The 26,857-nt window shown below is 73.8% G+C and carries 22 protein-coding genes; 8 read left to right on the top strand and 14 right to left on the bottom strand.

From position 1 onward, the window contains the following. Positions 1–751 precede the first annotated feature (751 nt). The 4 genes from uvrC to rsgA all read right to left on the bottom strand — a co-directional run bounded on the left by uvrC (position 752) and on the right by rsgA (position 7,722). Complete coding sequence (gene uvrC, locus ACGFI9_RS18165; protein ID WP_393179138.1) at positions 752–2,692, bottom strand: excinuclease ABC subunit UvrC; 1,941 nt, start codon at positions 2,690–2,692, stop codon at positions 752–754. Positions 2,693–2,781: 89 nt separating this feature from the next. Continuing rightward, on the bottom strand, positions 2,782–3,270 hold the full coding sequence (locus ACGFI9_RS18160; RefSeq protein WP_393179137.1) for a Rieske (2Fe-2S) protein: 489 nt from the start codon (positions 3,268–3,270) through the stop codon (positions 2,782–2,784). A 156-nt stretch (positions 3,271–3,426) separates the two neighbouring features. After that, positions 3,427–6,372, bottom strand: coding sequence for an excinuclease ABC subunit UvrA (uvrA, locus tag ACGFI9_RS18155; protein WP_393179136.1), 2,946 nt, complete (start codon positions 6,370–6,372; stop codon positions 3,427–3,429). Between the two features lie 297 nt (positions 6,373–6,669). Beyond that, positions 6,670–7,722 carry a ribosome small subunit-dependent GTPase A gene (gene rsgA, locus ACGFI9_RS18150; RefSeq protein WP_393179135.1) on the bottom strand — a complete coding sequence of 351 codons (1,053 nt, stop codon included), beginning with the start codon at positions 7,720–7,722 and terminating at the stop codon, positions 6,670–6,672. 178 nt (positions 7,723–7,900) lie between these two features. On the opposite strand from rsgA, the gene ACGFI9_RS18145 reads away from it, so the two are divergent. Together ACGFI9_RS18145 and ACGFI9_RS18140 are read left to right on the top strand one after the other, a co-directional pair. Beyond that, the gene (locus tag ACGFI9_RS18145) at positions 7,901–8,620 is read left to right on the top strand and encodes a maleylpyruvate isomerase family mycothiol-dependent enzyme (RefSeq protein WP_393179134.1); all 720 of its coding nucleotides are present in this window, start codon (positions 7,901–7,903) and stop codon (positions 8,618–8,620) included. 8 nt (positions 8,621–8,628) lie between these two features. Further along, entirely contained in the window at positions 8,629–9,282 is a 654-nt protein-coding gene (locus ACGFI9_RS18140; protein WP_393179133.1) for an MBL fold metallo-hydrolase, read from the top strand. 46 nt (positions 9,283–9,328) lie between these two features. On the opposite strand, the gene ACGFI9_RS18135 is transcribed toward ACGFI9_RS18140, so the two are convergent. Both ACGFI9_RS18135 and ACGFI9_RS18130 read right to left on the bottom strand, forming a co-directional pair. Continuing rightward, a complete protein-coding gene (locus ACGFI9_RS18135) occupies positions 9,329–9,952 on the bottom strand; it encodes a DedA family protein (protein ID WP_393179132.1) in 624 nt (207 codons plus the stop codon). A gap of 100 nt (positions 9,953–10,052) precedes the next feature. After that, the gene (locus ACGFI9_RS18130; RefSeq protein ID WP_393179131.1) at positions 10,053–10,739 is read right to left on the bottom strand and encodes a class I SAM-dependent methyltransferase; all 687 of its coding nucleotides are present in this window, start codon (positions 10,737–10,739) and stop codon (positions 10,053–10,055) included. Between the two features lie 165 nt (positions 10,740–10,904). Here ACGFI9_RS18130 and ACGFI9_RS18125 point away from each other — a divergent pair, with 165 nt between their 5' ends. After that, positions 10,905–11,108 (top strand): cold-shock protein, encoded by a 204-nt coding sequence (locus ACGFI9_RS18125; protein WP_393179130.1) that lies wholly within the window; start codon positions 10,905–10,907, stop codon positions 11,106–11,108. Between the two features lie 51 nt (positions 11,109–11,159). On the opposite strand, the gene ACGFI9_RS18120 is transcribed toward ACGFI9_RS18125, so the two are convergent. The 5 genes from ACGFI9_RS18120 to ACGFI9_RS18100 all read right to left on the bottom strand — a co-directional run bounded on the left by ACGFI9_RS18120 (position 11,160) and on the right by ACGFI9_RS18100 (position 16,339). Next, entirely contained in the window at positions 11,160–12,428 is a 1,269-nt protein-coding gene (locus ACGFI9_RS18120) for an MFS transporter (protein ID WP_393179129.1), read from the bottom strand. Beyond that, entirely contained in the window at positions 12,425–13,000 is a 576-nt protein-coding gene (locus ACGFI9_RS18115) for an ArsR/SmtB family transcription factor (RefSeq protein WP_393179128.1), read from the bottom strand. Before ACGFI9_RS18115 ends, ACGFI9_RS18120 begins: the two co-directional genes overlap by 4 nt. Before the next feature lie 101 nt (positions 13,001–13,101). Then, on the bottom strand, positions 13,102–13,971 hold the full coding sequence (locus ACGFI9_RS18110; protein WP_393179127.1) for a hypothetical protein: 870 nt from the start codon (positions 13,969–13,971) through the stop codon (positions 13,102–13,104). A gap of 162 nt (positions 13,972–14,133) precedes the next feature. Further along, positions 14,134–15,789, bottom strand: a complete 1,656-nt coding sequence (locus tag ACGFI9_RS18105) for a CocE/NonD family hydrolase (RefSeq protein ID WP_393179126.1) — start codon at positions 15,787–15,789, stop codon at positions 14,134–14,136. Positions 15,790–15,793: 4 nt separating this feature from the next. Further along, positions 15,794–16,339: a MarR family transcriptional regulator gene (locus ACGFI9_RS18100; RefSeq protein ID WP_393179373.1), complete on the bottom strand. Its 546-nt coding sequence runs from the start codon at positions 16,337–16,339 to the stop codon at positions 15,794–15,796. 139 nt (positions 16,340–16,478) lie between these two features. Between ACGFI9_RS18100 and ACGFI9_RS18095 the strand changes: the two genes are divergently transcribed. Together ACGFI9_RS18095 and typA are read left to right on the top strand one after the other, a co-directional pair. Further along, positions 16,479–18,605, top strand: a complete 2,127-nt coding sequence (locus tag ACGFI9_RS18095; RefSeq protein WP_393179125.1) for an MMPL family transporter — start codon at positions 16,479–16,481, stop codon at positions 18,603–18,605. A 385-nt stretch (positions 18,606–18,990) separates the two neighbouring features. Further along, entirely contained in the window at positions 18,991–20,859 is a 1,869-nt protein-coding gene (gene typA, locus ACGFI9_RS18090) for a translational GTPase TypA (RefSeq protein ID WP_393179124.1), read from the top strand. A gap of 177 nt (positions 20,860–21,036) precedes the next feature. Here typA and ACGFI9_RS18085 read toward each other — a convergent pair whose 3' ends face one another. Continuing rightward, a complete protein-coding gene (locus ACGFI9_RS18085) occupies positions 21,037–21,702 on the bottom strand; it encodes a class I SAM-dependent methyltransferase (RefSeq protein WP_393179123.1) in 666 nt (221 codons plus the stop codon). Positions 21,703–21,774: 72 nt separating this feature from the next. On the opposite strand from ACGFI9_RS18085, the gene ACGFI9_RS18080 reads away from it, so the two are divergent. Further along, a complete protein-coding gene (locus ACGFI9_RS18080) occupies positions 21,775–22,638 on the top strand; it encodes a serine hydrolase (protein WP_393179122.1) in 864 nt (287 codons plus the stop codon). A 39-nt stretch (positions 22,639–22,677) separates the two neighbouring features. Here ACGFI9_RS18080 and ACGFI9_RS18075 read toward each other — a convergent pair whose 3' ends face one another. Then, entirely contained in the window at positions 22,678–23,475 is a 798-nt protein-coding gene (locus tag ACGFI9_RS18075; RefSeq protein WP_393179121.1) for a tyrosine-protein phosphatase, read from the bottom strand. A gap of 44 nt (positions 23,476–23,519) precedes the next feature. Between ACGFI9_RS18075 and ACGFI9_RS18070 the strand changes: the two genes are divergently transcribed. Both ACGFI9_RS18070 and ACGFI9_RS18065 read left to right on the top strand, forming a co-directional pair. Continuing rightward, the gene (locus tag ACGFI9_RS18070; RefSeq protein WP_393179120.1) at positions 23,520–24,617 is read left to right on the top strand and encodes a mandelate racemase/muconate lactonizing enzyme family protein; all 1,098 of its coding nucleotides are present in this window, start codon (positions 23,520–23,522) and stop codon (positions 24,615–24,617) included. Between the two features lie 43 nt (positions 24,618–24,660). Next, positions 24,661–25,593, top strand: a complete 933-nt coding sequence (locus ACGFI9_RS18065; protein WP_393179119.1) for a C40 family peptidase — start codon at positions 24,661–24,663, stop codon at positions 25,591–25,593. A 57-nt stretch (positions 25,594–25,650) separates the two neighbouring features. Here ACGFI9_RS18065 and ACGFI9_RS18060 read toward each other — a convergent pair whose 3' ends face one another. Continuing rightward, positions 25,651–26,649, bottom strand: a complete 999-nt coding sequence (locus ACGFI9_RS18060) for a TerC family protein (protein WP_393179118.1) — start codon at positions 26,647–26,649, stop codon at positions 25,651–25,653. Between the last annotated feature and the right edge of the window lie 208 nt (positions 26,650–26,857).

Here is a 26,857-nt window from a genome sequence, read left to right as displayed (position 1 = left end):
CGACTGGCACGCCTCCCGATCTTGGACAGTTACCGCTCGCCACGAACGGCAACTGTCCAAGATCGCGGCGGCTCGCCCGCGCGCGATGGGCGCCCAAGGTCCGCCTGAGGTGCCCGCTGGGTGATATGTCCGGAGTCGCGGTTCGTGGCCGCGGCCACGGGGCGGCAGCGCTGGTGGGTGTCGGCGGGTGGTGCTTCGGGTGGATTGGGTGGGGATGGGGCGGGCCGCCGGCAGCAGGGCGGGGCGGGACAGAGAAATGCCTGGGTGAGGCGAATGCGGCGGCCCCTGCGCATCCACAGGCCCTGACCTCCCCGCCCGGCGGATCTCGACGTGGTCGGTGGAACGCCATGGACGTCACCCAGCCCCGGAGACATGCATAGCGTTCCACCGACCACCTCGGGCCGACCCCGTGCCCGGACATTCGCCCCAGAACACCACCCGCCACCGGTCGTCCGCCCGAATCGCGACCCAAGATCCCCGCAAGGTCGCCGGAGATGCTGCTTGCAGGCGCGGGCAGGCAGCAACTTCGCCGATATGGTGCGGATCCTGCCCGGGTGTGATTCACCGCGGCGTCGTCGGAGACCCCGCCGCCGTCACGGCCGCAGTCGGGGCGGCCATGCCTGCCCTGCGGCAGCCGGAGGCGGCCCGCCACCTCAGCTCCACGGCCTACCCCCCCCGCATCCGGGCATTCGCCCGAGAACGCCACGGCCGGCCGCCAGCTGCGCCGGTGGGGCACCCGACAGGCGGAAGGTCAGGGGGTGGGGGTGGGCTTGGCGTTCTCGTCGAGGGCGGCCAGGATCGCCTCGGCGGTACGCCGACCCACGCCGGGCACCTCGGTGATCTCCTCGACCGTGGCGGCGGAGAGCCGCTTGAGGGAGCCGAAGTGCCGCAGCAGCGCCTTACGGCGTACCTCCCCGAGGCCGGGGACGTTGTCGAGCGCCGACTCGGTCATCCGCTTCGAGCGCCGCTGCCGGTGGAACGTGATGGCGAACCGGTGCGCCTCGTCGCGTACGCGTTGCAGCAGGTAGAGCGCCTCGGAGGTGCGCGGCAGGATGACCGGGAACTCGTCGTCGGGCAGCCAGACCTCCTCCAGCCGCTTGGCCAGGCCGCAGAGCGCCACGTCGTCGATGCCCAGCTCGGCGAGGGCCTGCGCGGCCGCCGCCACCTGCGGGGCGCCGCCGTCGACGACGACGAGCTGCGGCGGGTACGCGAACTTGCGCGGCCGCCCGGTGGTGGGGTCGATGCCGGGCCGGTCCGGGTCGCCGGCGGTCTCCTCGCCGATCTCCCCGGTCTCGGCACGGGTGTCGAGGTAGCGGGCGAAGCGCCGGCGCAGCACCTCGGACATGGCGGAGAGGTCGTCGGTGGCGCCCCGGACGATGAACCGCCGGTACTCGCTCTTGCGGGGCAGCCCGTCCTCGAAGACGACCATGCTGGCCACGACGTCGGTGCCCTGGATCTGGGAGACGTCGAAGCACTCGATCCGCAGCGGGGACGTCCGCATGCCGAGCGCCTCGGCGATCTCGTCGAGGGCCTTGCTGCGGGTGGTCAGGTCACCTGCGCGCTTGAGCTTGTGCCGGGCGAGCGCGTCCTTGGCGTTGCGCTCCACCGTCTCCAGCAGCGACCGCTTGTCGCCGCGCTGCGGCACCCGCAGCGACACCCGGCTGCCCCGGCGGGTGGAGAGCCAGTCGGCGAGCGCGTCCACGTCGCTGGGCAGTTCGGGGACGAGCAGCTCGCGGGGCACGTCGGCCTCGCCCTGTTCGCCGCCGTAGACCTGGGTGCAGAAGTGGTGCACCAGGTCGCCCATGGTGACGTCCTCCGTCTTCTCCACCACCCAGCCGCGCTGGCCGCGGACCCGCCCGTCGCGGACGTGGAAGACCTGGACGGCGGCCTCGAGGGGGTCGTCGGCGAAGGCCACCACGTCGGCGTCGGTGCCGTCGCCGAGCACCACCGTCTGCTTCTCCATGGCCCGCCGCAGCGCCGCCACGTCGTCGCGCAGCCGGGCGGCCCGCTCGAATTCGAGCTGCTCGCTGGCCTCCAGCATCTCCCGTTCGAGCTTGCGGACCATGGTGTCGGTGCGGCCGGCCATGAACTCGCAGAAGCCGTTGACGATCTCCCGGTGCCGTTCGGCGGTGACGCTGCCGACGCAGGGCGCGGAGCACTTGCCGATGTAGCCCAGCAGGCACGGCCGGCCGACCTGGCCGGCCCGCTTGAACACCCCGGAGGAGCAGGTCCGCGCCGGGAAGACCCGCAGCAGCAGGTCCAGCGTCTCGCGGATCGCCCAGGCGTGGGAGTACGGCCCGAAGTAGCGCACCCCCTTGCGCTTGGCGCCCCGCATCACCTGGAGCCGCGGGTACTCCTCGTCGAGGGTGACCGCCAGGTACGGGTACGACTTGTCGTCCCGGTAGCGGACGTTGAACTTCGGGTCGTACTGCTTGATCCAGGTGTATTCCTGCTGGAGCGCCTCGACCTCGGTGGCGACGGTGATCCAGTCCACCGACTCGGCGGTGAAGACCATCTGCCGGGTCCGCTGGTGCAGGTTGACCGGGTCGGCGAAGTAGGAGTTGAGCCGGCTGCGGAGGTTACGCGCCTTGCCGACGTAGATCACCCGGCCGGTGCCGTCGCGGAAGCGGTAGACCCCTGGCGACTCCGGGATGGTGCCGGGCGCGGGACGGTAGGTCGAGGGGTCAGCCACGCCCGCAAGCCTAGTCCGCACCCCCGACACCCGGCCGCCGCCGCGCGCGTCCCCCACCGCCGCCCGGGCGGGGGCGCGCGGCGTGCCGGTCAGGCCAGGGTGATCTGCTCCCCGGTGACCTTGAGGTTCTTCGGGGCCAGGGGCCGGGTGGCGGGGCCCTGCTTGACGGAGCCGTCGGTGATCGAGAACCGGCTGCCGTGGCAGGTGCAGTTGATCGTGCCGCCGTCGACGTTCGACACCGGGCAGCCCTGGTGGGTGCAGATCGGGTCGAAGCCCTTGAACTGCCCCGTTTCCGGCTGGGTGATCACGACGCCCTTGCTGGCGAACACCGCGCCGCCGCCGACCGGGATGTCGGTGGTCCGGGCGAGTGGACCGGTGCTGTCCCGGTTGCCGCCCTCGGCGTCGCCGGCGCCGGTCGCGCCGGGGCCGCCGCTGGTGGGCGTGGAGTTGCCCGTGCCCTGGTCGTCGTCGCTGCCGCAGGCGGCCAGCACCACCGCCGCGCCGACCGCGCCGGCGCCCGCGAGCAGAGCCCGGCGTGTCTGCGTACCCGGCCCGGTCAGCTCCTGGTCATCACTCATGCTCCGGCCTTTCTCTCGGCTGCCGCCGCCTGTCATGATCCGCGGCCATACCTGTCGACACGCACGACTGTGCCGCACGGTTCATACTGACGCGTCACGAAATGGACAGGAAAAACGGGCGGGCCGGTCACCCGGCCCGCCCGTCGTACGCCTGGCTCAGCGCGCCCCGGCGGGAACCTTGCGGCTGCTCCGTGACCGGGTGGCGCCGTTGGCCTTCGCGGCCCGGGAGGTGGCCGCGGCGGCCCCCTTCGCCGCGCCGTCGAGCTTGAGCATCGGGCGCAGGAACTGGCCGGTGTGGCTCTCCGGCACCTCGGCGACCTCCTCCGGCGTGCCGGTCGCGAGGACCGTGCCGCCCCGGTGGCCACCCTCCGGGCCCATGTCGATGATCCAGTCGGCCGTCTTGATCACGTCGAGGTTGTGCTCGATGGTGATCACGGTGTTGCCCTTGTCGACCAGGCCCTCCAGCACCATCAACAGCTTGCGGATGTCCTCGAAGTGCAGGCCGGTGGTGGGCTCGTCGAGCACGTAGACGGTCCGCCCGGTGGAACGCTTCTGCAGCTCCGAGGCGAGCTTGACGCGCTGCGCCTCACCGCCGGAGAGCGTCGGGGCGGGCTGGCCCAGCCGGACGTACCCGAGGCCCACGTCGACCAGCGTCTTGAGGTGGCGGTGGATGGCCGGGATGGCGGAGAAGAACTCGGCCGCCTCCTCGATCGGCATGTCCAGCACCTCGGCGACCGTCCGGCCCTTGTAGTGCACCTCCAGGGTCTCCCGGTTGTACCGGGCGCCCTTGCACACCTCGCAGGGGACGTAGACGTCCGGGAGGAAGTTCATCTCGATCTTGATCGTGCCGTCACCGGAGCACGCCTCGCAGCGCCCGCCCTTGACGTTGAACGAGAACCGGCCGGGGCCGTACCCCCGGACCTTGGCCTCGGTGGTCTCGGCGAAGAGCTTGCGGATGTGGTCCCACACCCCGGTGTAGGTGGCCGGGTTCGACCGCGGGGTACGCCCGATCGGCGACTGGTCGACGCCGACGACCTTGTCGACGTGCTCCAGCCCGCTGATCCGGGTGTGCCGCCCCGGCACCAGCCGCGCGCCGTTGATCTGGTTGGCCAGCACCGTGTACAGGATGTCGTTGACCAGCGTCGACTTGCCGGAGCCGCTGACGCCGGTGACCGCGATGAGCTGGCCGAGCGGGAAGCTCACGGTGAGGTTGCGCAGGTTGTGCTCGCGCGCCCCGTGCACCACCAGCTCGCGGCCCGGGGTCTGCGGGCGCCGGCCGGCCGGCGTCGGGATGACCTTGCGCCCCGACAGGTACGCCCCGGTGACCGAGTCCTCGTTCTCCAGCAGGGCCGGCACCGAGCCGCTGTGCACGATCCGGCCGCCGTGCTCGCCCGCGCCCGGGCCGATGTCGACGATCCAGTCGGCGACCCGGATGGTGTCCTCGTCGTGCTCGACCACGATCAGGGTGTTGCCCAGCCCGCGCAGCCGCAGCAGCGTCTCGATCAGCCGGTGGTTGTCCCGCTGGTGCAGCCCGATGGACGGCTCGTCGAGCACGTACAGCACGCCCACCAGGCCGGAGCCGATCTGGGTGGCGAGCCGGATGCGCTGCGCCTCGCCGCCGGAGAGGGTGCCCGCCGGGCGGTCCAGGGAGAGGTAGTCCAGCCCGACGTCGAGCAGGAACTTCAGCCGGGCGTTGATCTCCTTGAGCACCCGCTCGGCGATCATCTTCTGCCGGTCGGTCAACTCGATGCCGGCGAGCAGGTCGGCGGCCTCGCCGACGGAGAGGTTGCAGACCTCGGCGATGCTCTTGCCGGCCAGGGTGACCGCGAGCACCTCGGGCTTGAGCCGGGCGCCGCCGCAGGCCGCGCAGGGCACGTCCCGCATGTAGCCCTCGTACTTGTCCCGCGACCACTCCGACTCGGTGTCGGTGTGGCGGCGCTCGATCCACTGCACCACGCCCTCGAAGCCGGTGTAGTACGAGCGCTCGCGGCCGTACTTGTTGCGGTAGCGGACGTGCACCTGGTCGTCGGAGCCGTGCAGGATCGTCTTCTGCGCCCGGGACGGCAGCTTGCGCCACGGGGTGTCCACGTCGAAGTGCTCGGCCTCGCCGAGGGCCTCCAGCAGGCGCAGGAAGTATTCCAGGTTGTGCCCCGTCGCCCAGGGCTGGATGGCGCCCTCGCGCAGGGTGCGCTCCGGGTCCGGGATCACCAGCTCGGGGTCGACCTCCTTCTTGGTGCCCAGGCCGGTGCACTCGGGGCAGGCGCCGTACGGGGCGTTGAAGGAGAAGACCCGGGGCTCCAGGTCCTCGATCGCGAGCGGGTGGTCGTTGGGGCAGGCCAGGTGCTCGGAGTAGCGGCGCTCCCGGCCCGGGTCGTCCTCCGGCAGGTCGACGAATTCGAGCAGCACGATGCCGCCGGAGAGGCCGAGCGCCGCCTCGACCGAGTCGGTCAGCCGCTGCTTGGCGCTGGGCTTGACGCTGAGCCGGTCGATGACCACCTCGATGGTGTGCTTCTCCTGCTTCTTGAGCTTCGGCGGCTCGGTGAGCGGGTGCACCACGCCGTCGACCCGGGCCCGGGCGTAGCCCTTCGCCTGGAGCTCCGCGAAGAGGTCGACGTACTCGCCCTTGCGGCCACGGACGACCGGGGCGAGCACCATGAACCGGGTGCCCTCGGCCATGGCGAGGACCCGGTCGACGATCTGCTGCGGGCTCTGCTTGGAGATCCGCTCACCGCAGATCGGGCAGTGCGGCTCGCCGATGCGGGCGAAGAGCAGGCGGAGGTAGTCGTAGACCTCGGTGATGGTGCCGACGGTGGAGCGCGGGTTGCGCGAGGTGGACTTCTGGTCGATGGAGACGGCCGGGCTGAGGCCCTCGATGAAGTCGACGTCGGGCTTGTCCATCTGGCCGAGGAACTGCCGGGCGTACGACGACAGCGACTCCACGTAGCGCCGCTGGCCCTCGGCGAAGATGGTGTCGAACGCCAGGCTCGACTTGCCCGACCCGGAGAGCCCGGTGAAGACGATCAGGGCGTCCCGGGGCAGGTCGAGACTGACGTCACGCAGGTTGTGCTCGCGCGCGCCACGGATGATCAGTCGGTCGGCCACGTGCCTGTGCTCCCGGAAGAAGAATGTGCGGCGGATCTGTCCGCTCGGAGCGTGGTCTGAGCGGTTTTCGAGGGTTGTCGAGGCGCAGAGAAGACGCCTGGGCAACTCTAGCCCCGAGGTACGACAAACTTCTTCGCGCGCACATTCCCCCAGCTCAGCACGGTCGGGCGGAGCGCAAGACGCCCCGCCCGACCGGCTCGCACCGGCGCGGTCAGCATCCCCCGGGGTCCGGCGCCGGCGTCGGACGCGCAGTCCGCCGCCGACTCGCTCCACTCCCCGGCGGCGCGAGGCGCCCCGCTACGGAGCCGAACGGTTCGTCCGCTCACGCCGCCAGCTCCCCCGCCGCTGGGCGGCCAGCCGGGACTCCCGCCGGCGGCTCTCGTACGCCACCTCCCGCTGCAGCCGACGCCAGCTCTCCCAGCGCCGGGCCGGCAGCTCGCCGCTCTCCAGCGCCTCGCGCACCGCGCAGGCGGGCTCGGCGTCGTGCGCGCAGTCGGCGTACCGGCAGCCGGTGGCGAGCGCGGCGATGTCGGCGAAGGCCCGATCCAGGCCGGCCGCGCCGTCCAGCAGGCCGACCGCCCGTACGCCCGGGGTGTCCAGCACCGCGCCACCGCCCGGCAGCGGCACCAGCGACCGCCAGGTGGTGGTGTGCCGGCCCTTGCCGTCCACCCGCCGGATCGCCTGGGTACGCATCACCTCCGCCCCGGCGAGCGCGTTGACCAGGCTCGACTTGCCCGCGCCGGAGGGCCCGAGCAGCCCGAGGGTGCGCCCGGGGGCGACGTGCCGGCGCAGCGGCTCCAGTCCGGTCCCCCGTTCGGCGCTGACCGGCAGCACCGGCACCCCGGGGGCGAGCGCGGCGAGCTGCCGGGCCACCGCCCCGGGGTCGGCGGCCAGATCCGCCTTGGTGAGCACGATCAGCGGCTCGGCGCCGGACTCGTGGGCCAGCGAGACCAGCCGCTCGATCCGGGCCGCGTCCGGCGCCGGGTGGACCGGTTCCACCACCGCGGCGGTGTCGAGGTTGGCGGCGAGCACCTGGCCGCTGGCGTCCTTGCCGGCGGTACGGCGGATCAGCGCGGTGCGGCGGGGCAGCACCGACTCGACGGTCACCGGCCCGTCCGGCCAGGTGGCCAGCAGCACCCAGTCGCCGGCGCAGGGCAGTGCGGTCAGGTCGCGGGCGGCGGCGGCCAGCACCCCGCCACCGAGGCTGGCCCGGACCGGGCCCTCGGGGCGGAGCACCGTGCAGATCCCGCGGTCGACGCGGGCCACCCGGCCCGGTCGGTGATCGGTGCGACGTCGTACGTGTGCCGCCCAGTCGGCGTCCCAGCCGAGGGCGGTCAGGTCCATGGTCATGGTGTCCTCATCGGTGTCGAGGGGGTTTCTGGCGGAACACGGGTGCTACGACCGGCATGCTCACCACCTCCACTCCGACTCCCGGTGCCGCGTTCGACGCCGACGGTAAGGGGCACGCCGACGCACCGAAAGCGATTTCCCCGGCGACGCGGCGCCGCCGTACCGCTAGGGTCGGTTCGTGACCAGCGATCCGCTGTTGCTGACCGGCGAGGTCGAGGACGCCACGGCCCGACTCCTGCGTACCGTGGCCGCCTTCGACGCCGCGGACGTGGCCGCCCCGTCCCTGCTGCCACGGTGGACCCGCGGGCACGTGCTCACCCACCTGGCCCGCAACGCCGACGGCTTCGTCAACCTGCTCACCGCCGCCCGCACCGGGCAGCCCACCCCGATGTACGCCAGCCCGCAGGCCCGGGCCGCCGACATCGAGGCCGGGGCGGCCCGGTCGCCGGCCGACCTCTTCGACGACCTGCTCCGGTCCGCGGACCGGTTCGCCGCGGCGGTCGCCGCCATGCCGACCGAGGCGTGGACCGCGACCGTGGAGACCCCGCGCGGTCCCCGGGTGGCCGCCCTGCTGGTCTGGGGCCGGCTGCGGGAGGTCGAGGTCCACCACGTCGACCTGGCCGCCGGTTACCGGCCGGCGGACTGGCCGGAGGCGTTCAGCCACCGGCTGCTGCACGAGGTCGCCGCCGACCTGGCCGAGCGCCCCGCCGCGCCGCCGATGGTCCTGCGCTTCGCCGGCAGCGGCTGCCACGAGCTGGGCATCGGCGACCCCGAGGGGGCGCCCGCGGTCACCGGCCCCGCGCCGGAACTCGCCGCCTGGCTGATCGGCCGCAGCGCGGGCGAGGTGCTCACGGTCACCCCCGACGGTCCCCTGCCGATCCCACCGGAATGGATATAGAAGTCGTCATGACCTACACCGGAGACGTCACGCCCGGCGGCGCGCCGGACGTCCGCGAGCTCGACCGGCTCTCCATCACCAAGGTGTCGGTGGGGCCGATGGACAACAACGCCTACCTGCTGCGCTGCCGGGAGACCGGCGAGCAGGTGCTGATCGACGCGGCGAACGAGGCCCCCCGGCTGCTCGACCTGATCGGCGAGGACGGGCTGACCGCGGTGGTCACCACCCACCAGCACATGGACCACTGGGTGGCCCTGGAGGAGGTGGTCGCCAAGACCGGCGCCCGCCCGCTGGTGCACGCCGACGACGCCGAGGGGCTGCCGATCGACGCCGAGCCGCTGCACGACGGCGACACCGTCGCGGTCGGGGACTGCGCCCTGGAGGTGATCCACCTCAGGGGACACACCCCGGGCTCCGTCGCGCTGCTCTACCGCGACCCGGCCGGCGTCCCGCACCTGTTCACCGGCGACTCGCTCTTCCCCGGCGGGGTCGGCAACACCCACCAGGACCCGGAGCGGTTCGCGCAGCTCATCGACGACGTCGAGCAGAAACTCTTCGACCGGCTGCCCGACGAGACGTGGTTCTACCCGGGGCACGGCAAGGACAGCACCCTGGGCGCCGAGCGTCCCGCGCTGCCGCAGTGGCGGGCCCGCGGCTGGTGACCTCCCGGCTCGCCGGGCGCGTACCCCGCCGTGGCCGGCGACGGACTCAGGCGGCGGACCCGGGTGCGACCAGCGCACGCAGCCGGCGCCGCGTGCCGACCACCACCGGCCCGGCCAGCAGCAGCCCGACCGCCATGGTGACCAGCGCCGGGCTGGGCGCGCCGGGCAGCAGCGCGGCCACCGCCCGGGCCGCGGTGCCGAGAGCCACGTAGAGGCCGGCCCAGAGGGTCGCCCCGACCGCCGCCGCGGTGACGAACCTCCGGTACGACATCCGCAGCCCGCCCGCGGCCAGCGGCAGCAGCGCGTTGAGCACCGGCAGGAAGGGCGCGACCAGCACCATCCGCCCGCCGCCTCGGCGCAGCACCGCCTCCGCCGCCGCCCACCGCGACTCGCCGATCCACCCGCCCAGCCGGCTCCCCCGTAGCGCCGCGCCCCAGCGCCGTCCGGCCAGGAAGCTCAGCGACCAACCGGCGAGGCAGCCGGCCACCACGACCGCCACGGTGGCGACCCCGGTCGCCGGCCGGCCCGTCCCGACCGCCGCGAGCACCGCGGCGTCGCCGGGCACCAGCACCCCGAGCAGGGGTACGGCGTCGGCGAGCATGACCACGCCGAGCGCGGCCATGAGGCACGCGGTGGGCAGGTCGCCGACCTGAGCCAGCAGATCCGTCATGATGCGTACGCTACGGCCGCCGGCCCGCCCGACGCATCGGGCGCGATCCCCTATCCGACCCTGATCGCGTCTAGGGGTCGCCCCTGGGCCGCTGGTCCGCTCAGCGGGGGCGCAGCACGTGGACGCGGCGCACCGGGGAGTCGACCGAGGGCTCGGTGGTGGGCACCGGGTAGCTGGCCACCACCTCCAGCCGGTCGGGCGGCAGGTGACCCCGGTCCGGGTCACCGACCAGCACCTCGACGCCCTGCTCGGCGGCCCGTTGCAGGAACGGCAGCACCCGTCCGGCCAGTTCGGCGTCGTAGAGCACGTCCCCGGCCACCAGCAGGTCGGCGCTGACGGTGCCGTCCAGCAGGTCGCCGCCGGTGGCGGCCACGGCCACCCGGTTGGCCCGCGCGTTGACCGTGACGGCGGCGACCGCGTACGGGTCGACGTCGTTGGCGGCCACCTGGTGGGCCCCGGCGAGCGCGGCGGCGATGGCCACCAGCCCGGACCCGCTGGCCAGGTCGAGCACCCGCCGGCCGGCGGCCAGCTCGGGGTGGTCGAGCAGGTGCCGGGCGAGCGCCTGCCCGCCGGCCCAGACCGAGGCCCAGTACGGCGGCGGCAGGGACCGGCCGGCCGCCGCCTCCATCCGGGCCCACCAGAGGATCGCGTCCTCGGCCAGGTGCAGCCGTACCTCCGGCACGAACGGCGTGGCGACCAGCCGGAGCCGGTCCGGCCCGTCTCCGGGGGCGGTGATCTCCTGTTCCAGGTCGGCCAGCGCCGTGTGTCCCCTCACCGGCGCAAGCATGCCCCGATGCCGTCCGGCCCGGGGCCGTTTCCCGCTCAGTGGGTATTCGCGGGCCACGCCGGCACTTCCGCCAGCGGATCCCGGTCCGGCCGGTTACTGTCGGGAAAGTACAGGGCGATCATCGGCCGTGGCCGGTGCTCACCCGCTTTGAACAGGGAGAGACGCATGGCAACCGGCACGGTCAAGTGGTTCAACTCGGAAAAGGGCTTCGGCTTCATCGAGCAGGACGGCGGGGGTCCGGACGTGTTCGTCCACTACTCGGCCATCCAGACCAGCGGCTACCGCGAGTTGAACGAGGGCCAGAAGGTCGAGTTCGAGGTGACCCAGGGGCAGAAGGGCCCGCAGGCGGACAACGTCCGCCCGATCTAGCTCCGTGCCGGCGACGGCGGTCGGATTCCCGACCGCCGTCGCAGCGCATCCTCAGGCCGGCGCGGCCGGCAGGTCACGCCGCCGCCGCAGCGGCCCGACCAGCAGGATCAGTGGGGTCAGCGCCAGCCAGGCGGTCATCAGCCGGATCGCCGCGGCCGGCCCCCACGCGGCACCCAGCGCCCCGGCCAGGACGGCGGCGAGCGGGATGGTGCCGTAGTTCAGCAGCTGCATGCTGACCGTCACCCGTCCGAGCAGCCGGTGCGGCGTGTACGTCTGCCGGAAGCTGCCCTTGACCACGTTGCCCACCGTGACCCCGAGGCTGACCAGGACCCCGCCGCACACCAGCCAGGCCACCCGCGGGCCTGGGCCGGCGAGCGGGATGAGCAGGGCGGGCGGCCCGGCGAGCAGCGCGGCGAGCAGCAGGGCACGGGCGGAGCCGAGCCGGCGGGCCAGGACGGTGGCCAGGGCGGCGCCGACCAGCCCGCCCGCACTGGCCAGGCCGATCAGCAGGCCGACCAGGCCGGCCGGCAGCTCCGCCGAGCGGACCAGAAAGACCACCAGGACGGCCTGGTAGCCGGTGAGCCCGATGTTGTTGGCCGCCCCGAACACCGTCAACACCCGCAGGTACGGGTCCCGGACCACGAACCGCAGCCCGTCGGCGACCTCACGGCGCAGTGAGGTGGGCCCGTCGGGCCGCCCCGGCCGGGGCTCGGCCGCCCGGATGCGCCCGAGGCACAGCGCGGAGACCAGGAAGCTCAACGCGTCCAGCAGCACCGCGGTGACCGCGCCGGCGAGCTGGGCGATCAGGCCGGCCAGCCCGGGGCCGACGAGATAGCTGGCGGTCCGCGTGGCGTGCAGCTTCGCGTTCCCCTCCGCGACCTCGTCGGGCCGCAGCAGGACCGGCAGGTAGACCTGGTCGGCGGTCTCGAAGAAGACCCGGGCCAGCCCCGCCCCGAGCGCGACGACCAGCAACTGGCCGACGGTGAGCAGGTCGAACAGGGCGGCGGCCGGGACGCTGAGGAACAGCGCCGCGCAGACCAGATCGCAGACGATCATGACGGGGCGGCGGCGGACCCGGTCGACCCAGGCCCCGGCGGGCAGGCCGACCAGCAGCCACGGCAGCCAGGCCGCGGCGGTGAGCACCGCCACCTGGAAGGTGGCCGCGTCGAGCACGGCCACCGCGACCAGGGGCAGCGCCACGGCGGTCACGTTGCTGCCGACGGCGCTGACCGTCTGTCCGGCCCAGAGCAGCCGGAAGTCGCGGTGCCGGAGCAGGCTGCGACGCCGCGCCGGGGCGGGCGTACCGACCAGGGTGGTCACGGCTGGGCCGGAACGCCGTGGGCGAACAGGAACACCGGCTCGCGTCGTCGCCCGTCGTCGGGGACCGCCCGGTCGGCCCAGCGGGCGAAGAGGTCGATGACCTCGCGCCCGAGCTGTGCCAGCTCCTCGGGGGTGAGGTGCAGCCACTTGTCGGTGCTGAACGGCCCCTCGCCCCAGGCCGCATGGGCGTCGTCGCCGGCGGCGTGCCAGGCGCGGACCAGGGCGACGTGCCGGTCCAGGTTGAGCGAGCTGGCCGCGTCGGCGACCGCACGGGCGGCGGGGTCGGCGTCGAAGTCGGCGGTGGACCAGCGCACCCCCCGGTCGCGCAGCCGCCACCACCGCTCCCGGCGGTCCCGGGCCAGTTCCGGCGCCTCGGTCACCAGGTCGGCGGCGGCCAGCATCTTGAGGTGGTGGCTGACGTTGGCCGGGGCCTGGCCGGTCCGCTCGGCGAGCTGGCCCACGGTGGACGGGCCGTACACCTTGAGCACGTCCATGAGGCGGCGGCGCAGCGGGTGGGCGAGCGCCGCGAGGACGCGCGAGTCCGTGACGTGTCGGACGTCGTGGTTGGTCATGCCGCCAGCCTGACATCCGCAAGAGCTGTTGCGCAATAGCTGTTGCGGAATCACCCGGACCGGCCGGCGCGGCGCCTCGGCCACCGCCCCGGCCGAACCGGTCAGGCCACCATCCGCCGAGCGAGTTCGTCGGCGACGTCCCGGGCCAGCTCCGGCGGGATCGCTTCGGCGATCTTCTCCGGCGGCAGGCCGGCGAGCACACCGGTGACGATCGCCTGCTCGTCGGTGAAGTCCTTGTTGGACAACGTGGTCACCTGCGCCGCGAGCTGGTCCACCCGCAGCATCAGGTAGTCGAGCTTGGCGATCAGGCTGTTCGCGGCTGGCTGCGGGCCGCTGCCGTCCGGGTCGACGCTGCGGCCCATGCTCGATCCGCCGAAGAACATGCCGGCGTACACCTGGTGGATCTCGCTCTCTGCCTGGGCGCTCATGTCGTCTCCTTCGATCAGGCCGATGGCGGTCAGGTAACGGCGGAACAGCGGGGTCTGGTCCCGGCCCGCCTTGGTCGAGTCGCGGAAGAAGCTGAAGTGGGTGTGGGTCAGGTGGCTGGAGTCGCCGGTGGTGCGCTTGCCCAGCCGGTCCCAGCGCTTCACGGTCTGACCGTCCGGGGAGTAGATGATCTCCCGGATGTCGCGGGTGTCGGCGGCGCCGGCGACGCACTGCGCGACGAACCAGGTCGAGAAGGTACGGAGGTTGTGGGTCCGGCCGCCGGAGGCGACGGTGAACATGCCGACGTCCAGCGCGGACGCGTGGAGTGTCAGCCCGGAGGAGTCCCGGGTCGACTCCACCACCGAGTAGTCGTTCGCCACCACCCGGTCGGATCCGCAGTGGTAGCCACCGCGGTGGCTGGCGTCGCCGACGATGCCGACCTCGCCGGGCTCGAGGTCCGCGGCCCTGACGGCCTCCTTGTCGACGTTGAGGTAGGTGAGCAGCAGGCTCCGGACGGCCAACAGATTCTGTGGGGCAGTCGTCATGCTTCCCCCTTCGATGGTTCACGGCCGGGTACGGCCATCACCGCAAGTGAGGGAGGGTGATGCGGGGGCGCATCCGGTCGAGATGATGCACAGCGCCGGGCACTTGCCCCGAGAGTATCCGCATCGCCGAATATTTGCCCAGTTCAGAGGCACTATCTGGAACTATGGGGCGGCTGTGGACGGTGGCGCCGCCACCGGGAGCACAATGGCCGAAGGGTGCCCGGGGTCGTGCAGCACTTCCCGCCAGCCAGCACGCAGAGTCACCGCCGTGCCGAGCGGCTCGCCGGTGCCCGGGTTGCGCGCGTAGCGGGGGTGGGCGCCGCCGGAGACCTGGACGCGTAGCCGGTGACCGGGCGCGAAACGGTGCGCGGTGGGCCAGAGGGTGACCGGCACCCGGACCACACCGGACGGGTCCGCGGCGAACCGGCCGGGCGCCACCCGCACCAGCCCGTCGCAGACGTTCCACGACCGGCCCCGGCGGTCCACGTCGCAGAGCCGCACGAATACGTCCAGGTAGGACAGTTCACTGCGGAGGTGGATCTCGGCGCGCACCGGGCCGATCACCTCGACCGGCGCGTCCAGCGGCGCGCTGGTGTACGTCAGCACGTCCGGCCGCGCCTCCACCGGCCGGTTGTCCACCGCTCCGGCCCGCTGGGCGACCAGGAGCGGACCACCCAGGGACGGGGTGGGGTCGGCCGGGTCGTACCAGATCCGGTCGGGCCGGGAGTCGGTCGGCGGGGCGGGGTGCAGGGACCGACCGGCGTGCAGGTGCCACCGGGTCGGCACGGCCGGCGGCGGCCAGTCGGGCAGGTCCCGCCAGCCGCCTCCCGCCCCGCCGACGTGCACCCGGACCGGCGCGCGGCGGGGCGCCGGCCGGCCGGCGAGGTGTTCGTCGAGCCAGTCGAGACCCTCCCGCAGGGCGGCCACCAGCAGTCCCGGGCTGCCGTGGGTCCACGGGCCGACGGTCAGCCGCGGTCGGGCGCCGGCTGCCCGCAGCCGGGCGTAGTCGTCGAGCTGGGCGGGCAGGAAGATGTCCTGCCACCCGCTGACCATGGCCACCGGGGCGCGTACCTCGGTGATCCGCTCGCCGAAGCAGCGGAGCCGCCAGTAGTCGGCGTCGGGGGTGTGGTGGCGCAGCCACTCCTGGAAGAACGGCACGGTCACCCCGGTGGCGATCCGGTCGGCCTCGCCCAGCGGCAGGTGGGCCAGCGCCCGGACCAGCCTCGGCTGCCCGCGCTTGAGCTCCCACTGCCGGGCCAGCCAGGGGACGGTCTGCGCCTGGAGCAGCTCGGCCCAGGTGAGCACGGTGTCGAGGGCGAAGGACTCCCCCGCGTACGTGGAGTCCCGGGTGGCCGAGGCGGTCACCACCGCGACCATGGCGCGCAACTCGTCGGCCGCCTCGGCGGCCACCGCCCACTGCACGAATCCCTGGTAGCTGGCGCCGAACATGCCGAACGCCCCGGACCACCAGGGCTGGCGGCGCAGCCAGTCCAGGGTGTCCAGGCCGTCGTCGCGCTCGTGCACCAGCGGGGCGAACTCGCCGCCGGAGCCGTACGTGCCCCGGCAGGACTGGATCACCACGTGGAAGCCCCGCTCGGCGAGCAGCCGCCCGAGCAGCCGCATCGGCCCGCCCCGCCCGTACGGGGTCCGGATCAGCATGGCGGGCGCGCCCGGCAGGTCCGGGGCGTAGTGGTCGGTACGCAGCGCGACGCCGTCGCGGACCCGGACCGGGATGCCGCGGGTGACCGCGACCCGCCGGGTGCGGGCGGCGGGCAGCCGCAGCGCCGCGCCGGCGATCCGGGTGAGGAACCGGTCCACCGGGTCAGCCCGCGGTGGGCCCGGGGCTCGCGCCGTCAGCCGGCCCCCGCTTCGCGGGCTCGCCGCGCGCCGCGCGGACGGCGTCCCGGTGCTCGCGGATGGTGACCACCATGTCGGCCATGAACCGGTGCACGACCTCGAGTTCCTCGTCGGTGTACCGGGCCATCACCTCGTCGGTGCGCCGGCCGAGGGGAGCGAAGAAGCCGCGGGCCAGCTCGGCGCCGCGGTCGGCGTAGCGCAGGAAGACCTTGCGCCGGTCGGCGGTGTCCCGGTCGCGCCGGATGTGGCCGGCCCGCTCCAGCCGGTCGATCAGCGCGGTCACCGAGCCGGAGGAGAGGTTGAGCCGCTCTCCGAGGCGGCCCGGGGTGATCGGTTCACCGACCAGCTCGGCGTCCATCACGGCGATCAGCGCGTGCAGGTCGGTGGCGTTGAGCCCGTGCAGTCCGGCGAACGCGTGCCCGACGTGCTGCGCGTCCACCGAGTAGCGCCGCAGGTCGTTGGTGATGTCCGCGATCATCCGCCCGCGCCGGTCGTCCCGCCGCCGGTACATGCCGTGCGCTGCCACGTCTCGTCGATGCCCCCTGTCCGCGCGGTCCGGTTGCAGCATAGAGCCTCCGCCGATAATCTCGGCCATCAAGATACTTGGCTGTCGAGAGTGACCGCCGCAACGACCACCCGAGGGCGCCGCCATGTCACTGTTCACCCGCGTGGCCCGGGGCCGGCTGGCCGCCTGGCTCACCGTGGCCGCCGCACTCGTCGTCGGCGCGGTCGTCTTCGGGCTCCCCGAGCCCGCCAACCCCGACCCCGTCTCCGCCACCGGCCTGTCGGTGACGTGGCAGTCCACGCAGGTCGAACGCCTGCGGGACCAGCTGCCCGGCAGCGACGTCCAACCCGCGGTGGTGGTGGTCAGCCGCGCCGACCGGGCGCCGCTGGGCGAGTCCGAGCGGGCCGCCCTGGCCGGCGCGTCCGGCACCCTGGCCCGGCTCGCGGCCGGCGGCCGGGTCGGCCCGCCCCAGGTCTCCCCCGACGGCACGGTCGCGCTGGTCGCCGTACCGCTGTCGACCGCCGGCGGCCAGCAGGCCGTGGTCGACGAGGTGACCCGCCTGCGCGCCGCGCTGGCCGACCTGCCCGAGACGCTGACCGTGCAGGTGACCGGCGCGCCGGCCTTCACCGCGGACCTCACCACGGTGTTCGAGGGCGCCGACGCCACCCTGCTCGCGGTCACCGCCGCCGTGGTGGCGCTGCTGCTCCTGGTCACCTACCGCAGCCCGGTGCTGTGGACCGTGCCGCTGCTGGTGGTCGCCGCGACCGAGCAGCTCACCCTGCGCGCCGTCGACACGATCGTCCCGGCGCTCGGCATCCACCTCCAGGACGGCCAGGTCACCGGCATCGCCAGCGTCCTCGTCTTCGGCGCCGCCACCGACTACGCCCTGCTGCTGATCGCCCGCTACCGGGAGGAACTGCGCCGCGAGCAGGACCGGTTCACCGCGATGCGGGCGGCGCTGCGCCGTACCGCCGAGCCGATCCTGGCCAGCGGCGGCACCGTCGTCCTCGGCGTGCTCACCCTGCTGCTGTCCGAGCAGGAGACCAACCGGGCGCTCGCGGTGGCCTGCGCCACCGGCGTCGTCCTCGCCATGCTCTCCGCGCTCTTCGTGCTCCCCGCCGCCCTGGTGCTGCTCGGCCGGGGGCTGTTCTGGCCGTTCGTACCCCGGCTCGGCAGCCCGGCCCGGGAGGGCCGGCTCTGGGACCGGCTGGCCGCCGCGGTGGTCCGCCGGCCGGCGCCGGTCGCGGCGCTCGCCACGCTGCTGCTCGCCGGCCTGGCCCTGGGTGGCCTCGGCATCCGTACCGGCCTGTCCGAGACCGAGCAGTTCCGGGCCAGGCCGGAGGCGGTGGCCGGCGCGGAGACCCTCGCCCGGGCCTTCCCCGCCGGCGCCACCCAGCCGCTGGCGGTGCTCACCAATCCCGGCGCGGCGGCGGCCGTCGCCGCCGCCGCGACCACGGTCGACGGGGTCGCCTCCGCCCGGCCCGGCCCGGCCGGCGCGCGGGTCGCCGAGGTCGACGTGGTGCTGGCGGACGAGCCGGGCAGCGCCGCCGCCGACCGGGCGGTCGCGGCCCTGCGGGACGCCGTCGCCGCGGTGCCGGGCTCGGCGCCGCCCACCGTCGCCGGCGCCGACACCCCGCGGGGCGCGCTGGTCGGCGGCACGGTCGCCGCTAGGTACGACGCCGAGCGGGCCGACACCCGGGACCTGCGGCTGATCCTGCCGATGATCCTGCTGCTGGTCGGGGCGGTGCTGGTGCTGCTGCTGCGCGGCCTGGTCGCCCCGGTCCTGCTGGTGCTCACCGTCGTCGCGTCGTTCTTCGCCAGCCTCGGCGCGGCGTGGCTGCTCTTCGACCACGTACTGGGCTTTCCGGCGCTGGACAGCGGGGTGCTGCTGCTCGCCTTCGTGTTCCTGGTGGCCCTCGGCGTGGACTACAACATCTTCCTGGTCACCCGGGCCCGGGAGGACGCCCGCTGGACCGGCACCCGGGACGGCACCCGCTCCGCGCTGCGGGTCACCGGCGGGGTGATCACCAGCGCCGGGGTGCTGCTCGCGGCGGTCTTCGCCGTGCTCGGCGTGCTCCCGCTGATCACGCTCACCCAGATCGGCGTCATCGTCTGCGTCGGCGTGCTGCTGGACACCCTGCTGGTCCGTACCGTGCTGGTGCCCGCGCTGGCGTTCCTGCTCGGGGACCGGTTCTGGTGGCCGGGCCGGATCCGGCGGGAGCCCGACGCCCCGGAGGCGGCACCGGCCGAGCCGGTCGCCGCCCGGGACTGAGGCCGACCGGGGCGGCAGGGCCCGCTGCGGCGACAGGTGTGTCCCCTGTCACGAGCCCGCCCTACTTCCCCGCCGGGGTCGGGGCCGCGGGCGCATCCCCGCGTACGCTAGGAAGCCGACCAGCAGCAGGGGTCGTCCCTCCCGGCACCGGCCGACCGGAGATCACCGCCGTCCCACCGGGGCGACCGTCGCGGCGACCGGGTGGACCGGCGGGGACGGCCGGCCCCGCGCCGCCTCGGCAGGTCGGCATCCGCTACCCCCGTCCGCGGGGGCCGGCGTGCCAGCCGCCGAACCGGTCGGAACAGCAGTTTCGGCACAGATCCGGGTGCGCCCGGGGATGACCCCGGCCCACGTCCCGGCAACCGCAGACAGGAGTATGGAGGGTATGCAGCTACGCACCGACCTCCGCAACGTCGCCATCATCGCCCACGTCGACCACGGCAAGACGACCCTGGTCGACGCCATGTTGCGGCAGGCCGGCGCCTACGGCGCCCGCGGTGAGGTCACCGAGCGGGTCATGGACTCCATGGACCTCGAGCGGGAAAAGGGCATCACCATCCTGGCCAAGAACACCGGCGTGCGGTACCTGCCGGCGGACGGGTCCGAGCCGGTCACCATCAACATCATCGACACCCCCGGTCACGCCGACTTCGGCGGCGAGGTCGAGCGCGGCCTGACCATGGTCGACGGCGTGGTGCTGCTGGTCGACGCGAGCGAGGGCCCGCTGCCGCAGACCCGGTTCGTGCTCCGCAAGGCGCTGCGCGCCCGGCTGCCGATCATCCTGGTGATCAACAAGGTGGACCGGCCGGACGCCCGGATCAAGGAGGTCGTGGACGACACCTACGAGCTCTTCCTCGACCTGGACGCCGACGAGGAGCAGATCGACTTCCCGATCGTCTACGCCTGCGCCCGCGACGGCATCGCCTCGCTGACCCAGCCGGCGGACGGCGCGGTGCCCGGCGACAGCCACAACCTGGAGCCGCTGTTCCGCACCCTGCTGGACACCATCCCGCCGCCGGCGTACGAGCAGGACGCGCCGCTGCAGGCGCACGTCACCAACCTGGACGCCTCGCCGTTCCTCGGCCGGCTGGCGCTGTGCCGGGTGCGGCAGGGCACCATCAGCAAGGGCCAGACGGTGGCCTGGTGCCGCACCGACGGCAGCACCCAGCGGGTACGCATCTCCGAGCTGCTGATGACCGAGGGCCTGGAGCGCAAGCCGGCCGACTCGGCCGGCCCGGGCGACATCATCGCTGTCGCCGGCATCCCGGAGATCATGATCGGTGAGACCCTCGCCGACGCGGAGAACCCGGTCCCGCTGCCGTTGATCACCGTCGACGAGCCGGCCATCTCGATGACCATCGGCACCAACACCTCGCCCCTGGTGGGCCGGGTCAAGGGCGCCAAGGTCACCGCCCGGATGGTCAAGGACCGGCTCGACAAGGAGCTGATCGGCAACGTGTCGCTGCGGGTGCTGCCCACCGAGCGCCCCGACGCCTGGGAGGTGCAGGGCCGCGGCGAGCTGGCCCTGGCCATCCTGGTCGAGCAGATGCGCCGCGAGCAGTACGAGCTGACCGTCGGCAAGCCGCAGGTGGTCACCCGGGAGATCGACGGGAAGACCTGTGAGCCGGTGGAGCGGCTGACCATCGACGCCCCGGAGGAGTACCTGGGCGCGATCACCCAGCTCCTCGCCACCCGCAAGGGCCGGATGGAGCAGCTGGTCAACCACGGCACCGGCTGGATCCGGATGGAGTGGCTGGTCCCGGCGCGCGGCCTGATCGGCTTCCGCACGGAGTTCCTCACCGAGACCCGCGGCACCGGCATCCTGCACCACGTCTTCGAGTCGTACGAGCCGTGGTTCGGCGAGCTGCGCACGCGGAACAACGGCTCGCTGGTCGCCGACCGGTCGGGCGCGGTCACCGCGTTCGCGATGACCAACCTCCAGGAGCGCGGCCAGCTCTTCGTCGAGCCCGGCACCGAGGTGTACGAGGGCATGATCGTCGGCGAGAACTCCCGCTCCGACGACATGGACGTCAACATCACCAAGGAGAAGAAGCTCACCAACATGCGGTCGTCGACCGCGGACGAGACCGAGAAGCTGATCCCGCCGCGCAAGCTGTCGCTGGAGCAGGCCCTCGAGTTCTGCCGCGAGGACGAGTGCGTCGAGGTGACCCCGGCCGCGGTCCGCATCCGCAAGGTGGTCCTCGACCAGACCCAGCGGGGTCGGATGGCGGCCCGCCGCAAGCACGCCGGCTGACCCCGCACCCCCGTCCGGAGCCCGGACCGCCACCCGGCGGCCCGGGCTCCCCCCTTTCCACCCCGCCTTCCCCGCGCCCCGGCTCCCTTGATCATGAAGTTGCTGCCATGACACACCGCCCCAGCGGGTAACAACTTCAAGATCAACCGCTCGGGAGGCGGGGGCCGGGCGGGGAGGTCAGGGGGTTTTGGTGGCCTGGAGGGCGAGGAGATCGGGGAGGGGGCCGGGCCCGGACTCCTCGGCCCGGGTCAGGGTGAGGCCGGCGGCGGCCACCGCGTTCAGCAGGTCGGCCAGGGGCAGGTGCCAGGCGCCCACCCGGGCCCGCACCCCGGTCTGGTTCCAGGACCGGAAGCTGCGGTCCCGCTCGGCGTAGCCACCGTCGACCACGATCCGGCCCGGGTCGGCGCGGTCGGCGAACGCGCCCACGTAGCAGGGGTGCACGCCGACGTGGACCAGCCGCCCACCCGGCGCGAGCACCCGGGCCGCCTCGGCGACCGCCGCCGGATAGTCCGGCATGTCGGTGTGGGCGAGCACGCAGACCACCGCGGGCAGGGCGGCGTCCGGCAGGGGCAGCGCGGTGGCGTCGGCACGGACCACCGGGAGCCGGCCGCGCGCGTGACGCAGCTGGCCGGCGGAGAGGTCCGCCCCGACCGGGGTCCAGCCGAGCCGGCGCAGCTCCGCCACGTGCGCCCCGGTGCCGCAGCACAGGTCGAGGCACCGGCCGGGGCCGGTGCCCAGCAGTGCCGCCAACAGCGTCCGCACCCGCTCGCTGTAGGGGCCGGCGGTGGTGGTGACGTAGTCCTCGTACCAGTCGGCGATGGCGTCGTACGCGGGGATCGTCATGACCGCACGCTAGACCGGCCGCCGCCCGGACCGCAGCCCCGGCGGCACCGGTGATCCGCTACGGTCACCGGCATGACCTGGGAGGATCTCGACGCGCACCTCGACAAGGTGCCCGGCACCGTCTCCGCGTACGTGGGACGGCTGGGTGCCCCGCCCACCTGGACCCGGCTGCCCGACGCCACGCACTACGCGGCGAGCACCATGAAGGTCGGCGTGCTGGTGGCGCTGCACCGCGCCGCCGAGGCCGGCCGGCTCGACCTGGACGCGCCGATCCCGGTGCGCAACACCTTCGACTCCGCGCTGCCCGGCGCGCCCCGGTTCGCCAACGCGCAGCACTACGACAACGACGACGCGGTCTGGGCCCGGGTCGGCGGCACCGCCTCCACCCGCTGGCTCGCCGAACGGATGATCGTCCGATCCAGCAACCTGGCCACCAACATCTGCCTCGCCCAGGTCGGGCTGCCGGCGGTGGCCGAGGCGTGGGCGCTCGCCGGGGCGCGGCACAGCGTCACCGGCCGCGGCATCGAGGACTTCGCCGCCCGGGACGCCGGCATCGACAACCTGGTCACCGCCGCCGACCTGGCCGCCCTGCTCGGCGGGCTGGCGCGCGGCGCCCGCGAGCCCGGCCCGCTCGCCTCCCCGGCCGCCTGCGCGTCCATGCTGGACGTCCTCTTCGCCCAGGAACACCGCGAGGACCTCGCCGCCGGGCTGCCCGAGGGCACCCGGATCGCGCACAAGAACGGCTGGGTACGCGGGATCCGGCACGGGGCCGGAGTGGTCTTCCCGGACGACGCCCCGCCGTACACGATCGTCGTCTGCACCACCACCGACCTGGCCGACGGCGGCCCCAGCGGCGAAGAGGAGGACGACGCCTGCCGGCTCATCGCCGACATCTCCGCCCAGGTCTGGGCGGCCCGGCACGACCTGGCCGGCTGACCGCCGCCGCCGGCCGGGGCGGCCCGGCCGGCGGCACCCTCACACCAGCAGGTTCGCGCGCAGCGCGGCGACCGTCTCGTCGGTCACCCCCAGCCCGTCGCGCAGGTACGCCCCGAACGACCCGTGCACCCGCCGCACCTCGTCGTACGCGGCGTCCAGGTAATCCGGCCGCACCTCCAGCAGCGGTCGCGCGACCGCCGGGTCCAGCTCCGGCTGCTGGCGCGTCATCGCGGCGAGCAGCACCTCGCGCAGGCTCTCGGTCAACTCGTTGTGCCGCAGGTAGTCGGCCCGGATCGCGGCCTCGTCCACGCCCAGCGCGGTCAGCAGCACCACCGACAGCCAGCCGGTCCGGTCCTTCCCGGCCGAGCAGTGGAACAGCAGCGGCAGGTTCCCGGCGTCGGCCGCCAGCCGGACCGCCGCCCCGAACCCGGCCCGCGCCGACTCCCCGGTGACGAACCACCGGTAGATCGCGCACATCGCCGCCGGCATCCCCTCCCGGGCCAGCTCGTCGTACGCGGCCAGGTCGTGGCCGAGCAGCACCGCCGAGACGTACGTGAACACCGGGTGGGCCGGGTCGTACACCGGCAGGTGCACCACCCGCGGCTCCCCGACCAGGCGGTCCGGCGGGGCGACCTGCTGCTCGGTGCCGTGCCGCAGGTCCACCACGCAGGCAGGGGACAGCTTGCCCAGCACCGGCAGGTCGTCGTCGGTGAGCCGGCCCAGCGCGGCGGTCCGGATCAGCCGGCCGGCCCGTACCCGCCGCCCGCCCGCGGCGGGCAGCCCGCCCAGGTCACGGGCGTTCGGCGCGCCCACCAGCTCCCAGTCCCGTCCCACCATCGGCCCTCCCCTGTCGCCGGCCACCTGGATATAGGGTGCCGCACATGACGATCGCCGCGGTACGCACCCACCGGCTCTCCGCCCCGTTACACACCCCCTTCGTCACCGCGCTGCGCCGCACGACCACCGTGGACACCCTGATCGTCGAGGTGGTCGACGCCGACGGGCGGTCCGGGTTCGGCGAGGCACCGCAGGTGTGGCAGGTCACCGGGGCGTCGATCGCCGGCGCCGAGGCGTGCGTCCAGGACCTCATCGGGCCCCGGCTCGTCGGACAGGACGCCGACGACCTGAATGCCCGCTGCGCCGAGGTGAGCCGTGCGGTGGCCGGCAACGAGTCGGCCAAGGGCGCCGTCGACGTCGCCCTGCACGACCTGGCCGCGCGGCGGCTCGGCGTACCCCTGGTGCGGCTGCTCGGCGGGACGGCGCTGCACGTCCCGACGGACGTCACCCTGGCCGCCGGCGACGCGGTGGACCTGGCCGCGGCCGCGACGCAGCGCCGGGCCGAGGGCTTCACCGTGCTGAAGCTGAAGGTCGGCACCGACGCCCGGGGCGACCTCGACCGGGTCCGCGCGGTCCGCGCGGCGGTCGGCCCGGAGGTACGCATCCGGCTCGACGCCAACCAGGGCTGGACGCCGCGCGAGGCGGTCCGGGTGATCCGCGGCATCGAGGACGCGGGGCTCGACGTCGAACTGGTCGAGCAGCCGGTCCACCGCCGGGACCTCGACGGGCTGGCCTGGGTCAGCGACCGCGTCGACCTGCCGATCCTCGCCGACGAGTCGGTCTTCGACCTGCGCGACCTGGTCGAGGTGATCCGCCGCCGGGCCGCCGACATGGTCAACGTCAAGCTGGCCAAGTGCGGCGGCCTGCACACCGCCCGGACCCTGCTCGACCTGGCCGCCGCCCACGGGATGGGCACCATCGTCGGCTCGATGATGGAGAGCCCGGTGGGCCTGGGCGCGGCGGCCAGCCTGGTCGCCGCGTACGGCACCAGCGCCGTCTCCGACCTCGACGCCGCCTGGTGGCTGGCCGCCTCCCCGGTCGGCGGCGGAATCCGGTACGACGGCGCGACTGTCGTGCTCCCGGACGCCCCCGGCCTCGGCATCACGGACGTGAGTGAAGCAAACATTCAAGCCGTCAGTTGAGTGATGTTGGAATTTTTCATAGGGTCGGCGCAGAGTGCCCGAGATGGGGGTGGACGTGGAACTGCAGCCCGGCCGCGAGGCCGTCGTCCGGGTCCCGGTGGCGACCCTCTGGACCAGTCCGGAGGCGGTACGGCCGGTCGACCACCCCGTCCTGACCGACACGCCCGACGTCGCCACCTGGGTCGCCGGCATGGACCGCGACCAGCAGGTCGGTGACTGCGTACTCAGCCAGCTGCTGCTCGGCGAGCGGGTGCTCGTCACCGAGCTGCGCGCGGACGGCTGGGCGCACGTGGTCGCCCTCGAACAGCCCGCCGTCAAGCTCGACATCCGGGGTTACCCCGGCTGGCTGCCCGCCGCCCAGCTGGCCGCCCCGCCGGCACCCGGCCCGGCGGCCGACCCGCTGGTCGTGGACGCCACGCACACCGCGCTGCGGTCCGCCCCGGACGGCCCGGTGACGCTGCCCGGCGTCGTCCTCGGCACCCGCCTCGCCCCGGCCGGCCGGCCCGCGGACGGCTGGCGACCGGTCCACGTGCCCGGCCGGGCCGACCCGCTCTGGGCCCCCGAGGGCGACCTGGTCCCGCTGCCCACCGAGCGGCCGGAGGCCAAGGAGGTGCTCGCCACCGCCGAGCGGCTGCGCGGCCTGGTCTACATCTGGGGCGGCGTCTCCACGTACGGCATCGACTGCTCCGGACTGGTGCACCTGGCCTGGCGGCGGTACGGGGTGACCCTGCCCCGGGACGCCGACGACCAGGCCGAGGCGACCGCTCCCCTGGCCCTGGACGAGGAGCGCCCGGGCGACCTCTACTTCTTCGCCCGCCCCGGCCGGCGGATCCACCACATCGGCATCGTCACCGCCGAGCCGCACGGCGACCGGCGGCGCATGCTGCACGCCTGCTACCGGCAGCGCCGGGTGGTGGAGGAACAGCTCCCCGAGGACCGGCTGGCCACCCTCGTCGGCGCGCACCGCGTCAACTGACCCCGTACGGCGAAGGGGCGCTCCCGTGGTCGGGAGCGCCCCTTCTCGTCGTGCGGGTCAGCCGCGGGCGTCGGCCAGCTCGCGGCGCCGGTCGCGGGACGACTTGACCAGGCTGGCCGCGGTGGCGACCGCCAGTGTGCCCAGGATGACCGTCAGCGAGAGCCAGATCGGGATGTGCGGCGCCCAGCCCACGTGCTCGCCGTCGTTGACGAACGGCAGGTTGTTGTCGGCGAGCGCCTCGAGGACCAGCTTCACGCCGATGAAGCCGAGCACCACGGCCAGGCCGTAGCTCAGGTAGATCAGCCGGTCCAGCAGCCCGCCGAGCAGGAAGTAGAGCTGCCGGAGGCCCATCAGCGCGAAGACGTTCGCGGTGAAGACCAGGTACGGCTCCTGGGTGATGCCGAAGATCGCCGGGATCGAGTCGAGGGCGAAGATCAGGTCGGTGGTGCCGATCGCGATCATCACGATCAGCATCGGGGTGAAGAGCCGCCGCCCGTTCTCGTGCGTGGTCATCCGCGCCCCGTCGAAGTCACGGGACAGCGGCAGCGCCTTGCGGCTCCACCGGATCAGCACGTTCTCGCTGAACTCGTCCTCGTCCGGCTCGCCCTGTCGGGCCAGGTTGACCGCCGTGTAGATCAGGAACGCGCCGAAGAGGTAGAAGACCCAGGAGAACTGGGAGATCAGCGCGGCGCCGGCGGCGATGAAGCCGCCCCGCATGACCAGCGCCAGCAGGATGCCGATGAGCAGCACCTTCTGCTGGTACTTCCGGGGCACCCCGAAGCGGGCCATGATGATCACGAAGACGAAGAGGTTGTCCACCGAGAGGCTGTACTCGGTGAGCCACCCGGTGTAGAACTGGCCGGCCACACTGGGGCCGGAGGCGAGCCAGAGGCCCGCGCCGAAGAGCAGGGCCAGCCCGACGTAGAAACCGACCCAGAGGCTCGACTCCCGGACGCTGGGCTCGTGCGGGCGGCGACCGATGATGAAGAGGTCGATGAGCAGAACCGCCGTCAGCGCGACGAGGGTCCCGGCCCACACGTATCCGGACACGTTCAATTCCATCCTCCGGCAGACACACAGCGTCGGGCACACCGTACGCCGGGTGAGCGGCCGGGGTGCGTCGACGCTGACTCTGGTGACTGTCGGAGGTCTCTTCCGCCAGCGATCCGAGGTATCGGACCACTGGCCGACGGAGCCGGGTCGTGCAACCGGGGGGCCGGCGCTCTTCCGTGCTGACGACTCCGTCGCGGGGGAATACTCCCCT

This window comes from Micromonospora sp. NPDC048930 (assembly GCF_043197935.1).
Taxonomy (GTDB): domain Bacteria; phylum Actinomycetota; class Actinomycetes; order Mycobacteriales; family Micromonosporaceae; genus Micromonospora.
Note: the sequence above shows the minus strand (reverse complement) of the source record. Positions and strands in the feature narration are given on the sequence as shown.